The organism is Rhodoferax sp. RT5P35, from assembly GCF_056521385.1.
Window position 1 is genome coordinate 1 of sequence record NZ_JBWMAX010000048.1, and the last position, 1,982, is coordinate 1,982.

2 protein-coding genes and 1 pseudogene are annotated in these 1,982 nt (G+C 64.9%); all 3 read left to right on the forward strand.

Going from position 1 to position 1,982, the window contains the following annotated elements; all coding sequences use genetic code 11:
• Positions 1–103: 103 nt before the first annotated feature.
• Positions 104–931 carry a shikimate dehydrogenase gene (gene aroE, locus AC097L_RS23375; RefSeq protein ID WP_479589135.1) on the forward strand — a complete coding sequence of 276 codons (828 nt, stop codon included), beginning with the start codon at positions 104–106 and terminating at the stop codon, positions 929–931.
• Between the two features lie 4 nt (positions 932–935).
• Positions 936–1,691: a transglycosylase domain-containing protein gene (locus tag AC097L_RS23380; RefSeq protein ID WP_479589136.1), complete on the forward strand. Its 756-nt coding sequence runs from the start codon at positions 936–938 to the stop codon at positions 1,689–1,691.
• 53 nt (positions 1,692–1,744) lie between these two features.
• A pseudogene (gene trpC, locus AC097L_RS23385) lies at positions 1,745–1,982 on the forward strand (indole-3-glycerol phosphate synthase TrpC); the annotation flags it as partial.

Genomic DNA, 1,982 nt, shown 5'->3' on the forward strand with positions numbered 1-1,982 from the left:
CCAGTTGGTGGTGGTGTCGCGCTTTCGCTTCACCCGCGACCAGACGCTGGAAACCAAGGGTGGCACCACCCCCTGACCCCTTTTTTAGACAGAAAGTACGTGTATGGACCGCTATTGCGTGATGGGCAACCCGATAGAACACAGCCGGTCGCCGTGGATCCAGAGCCGGTTTGCCGTGTTGATGGGCCACAGCCTGCAGTACGACAAGCGCCTGGTGCCGCTGGACGGCTTTGCGCAGGCGGTAGCCGCCTTCCGCGCCGAGGGCGGGCTGGGCTGCAACATCACCGTGCCCTTCAAATTTGAGGCTGCCGCACTGGCCGATCACCTGTTGCCGCGCGCCCAACTGGCGGGGGCCAGCAACTTCCTGCACTTCCGCGATGGCGGCATCCATGCCGACAACACCGATGGCGCAGGCCTGGTCAACGACATCCAGAACAATGCCGGGGTGGCCCTGGCGGGTCGCGATGTGCTGCTGATCGGTGCCGGTGGCGCGTCCGCCGGGGTGCTGGGGCCGCTGATCGCCGCCCAGGCCCGCCGCATTACCGTAGCCAACCGCACCCTGGGCAAGGCCGAAGCCCTGGTGGCACGCCACGCCGCACTGGCCCAGGCCCACGGCGTGTTGGTTGACAGCGCCGAGCTGGCCGCCGTACAAACGCCTTACCACGTGGTAGTCAACGCCACCGCCAGCAGCCTCAGCGGCGCAGGCGTGCCGGTGTCGCCCAGCGTGCTGCAAGCCGGCGCGCTGGCGCTGGACATGATGTACGGCCCGGCGGCAGCCGGTTTCATGGATTGGGCCCGCGCGCACGGAGCCATTGCACGCGACGGCCTGGGCATGCTGGTCGAGCAGGCGGCAGAGGGCTTTTTGCTCTGGCGCGGCGTGCGCCCACCTTCGGCGCAGGTACTGGCCGAGCTGCGCGCCACCCTGGGCTGACACGATGCGCTCCCTGCTGCGCTGGCTGCTGCTGGCGGTTTTTGCCGCGCTAGCGCTGCAACTGTTTTTTGTGGGCCGCATCGCCCTGATGCTGGTGGTGGACCCGCAATCCACCGCCTTTGAGCGCTCGGAGGCCTGGCGGCTATTGACCAGCCCAGACAAATCCTTGCGCTGGAAGCAGGAATGGGTGCCGTACAGCCAGATTTCGGACAACCTCAAACGCGCCGTCATCGCCTCGGAAGACAGCAGCTTCAGCAACCACGACGGCGTGGACTGGGAGGCACTGGAAAAAGCCTGGGAAAAGAACGAAAAAGCCGAGGCACGTGCAGCCAAACTGGCCGCCCCGGCCAAGGCCAAAGCGGCTGCCACAGCCAAGCCGGTCAAACCACCCAAGGTCATCGGTGGCTCCACCATCACCCAGCAACTGGCGAAAAACCTGCTGCTGTCGGGCGAACGCACACTGCTGCGCAAGGGCCAGGAATTCGTGCTGACCATGGTGCTGGAGCATGTGTTGGACAAGCAGCGCATCCTCGAGATCTACCTCAACAACGTGGAATGGGGCGAAGGCGTGTTTGGTGCTGAGGCTGCCGCGCAGCACTATTACCGCAAACCCGCGTCCCGCCTCAGCGCGTATGAAGCCGCCCGGCTGGCGGTGATGCTGCCCCGGCCCAAGTATTTTGAAAAACTGCCCAAATCCGGCTACCTGGGCAGCCGCGCCTCCACCATCGTGGCCCGCATGGCCAGCGCCGAGCTGCCTTGACGGGCGGGATGGATAATGCGGGGCATTCCTGCTGAAACTGCCTGAGCCTTCCCATGTCTGACATCCTCGAACAAATCATCACCGTCAAGCGCACAGAGATCGCCGCCGCGATGCGCCGTACCTCCCTGGCAGACATGCGTGCCGACGCAGAATCCCGCGTACTCACCCGCGACTTTGTGGGTGCCATGCGCAAAAAAATCGCCGCTGGACAGGCTGCCGTCATCGCCGAGATCAAAAAGGCCAGCCCTTCCAAAGGCGTGCTGCGCGCCGACTTCATCCCTGCCGACATCG